This window comes from Luteolibacter pohnpeiensis (assembly GCF_016595435.1).
In the GTDB taxonomy this organism is placed as follows: Bacteria; Verrucomicrobiota; Verrucomicrobiia; order Verrucomicrobiales; family Akkermansiaceae; genus Luteolibacter; species Luteolibacter pohnpeiensis.
Map to the genome: position 1 here is coordinate 1 of NZ_JAENIJ010000217.1, position 386 is coordinate 386.

The 386-nt window shown below is 55.7% G+C and carries 1 protein-coding gene; it reads left to right on the forward strand.

What is annotated here, in order from left to right; translation table 11 throughout:
* Window positions 1–386, forward strand: a 386-nt coding sequence (locus JIN85_RS21020; protein ID WP_200274541.1) for a transposase, incomplete at both ends; no start/stop codon positions are given.

Below are 386 nucleotides of genomic sequence, written 5' to 3' on the forward strand. Positions count from 1 at the left end.
CCGCGCGCGGCATTCATGGCAAGGAAGGAGTCACCGTCGATGCCTCGTTTGTCGAAGTCCCGCGCCAGCACAATGGACGGAAGACGCGGCCATCAAACGGGGCGAGACGCCTGAGGATTGGAAAGATAAGCCGCGTAAACTATGCCAAAAGGACCTCGACGCGCTTTGGGCGAAGAAGAACAACAAGGTTCACTATGGCTACAAGAACCACTTGAAGGCGGATGTAAAAACCAAGTTGGTTCGTGACTTCAGAGTCAGTGCCGCCAGCGAACACGACAGCCAGTGCTTGGAGGAATTGGTCAAAGGGGGCGACGGCACGGTGTATGCAGACAGTGCGTATCGGAGTCGTGGATCGATGGCGATGTTGCGGCGCAAAAAAGTCAAAG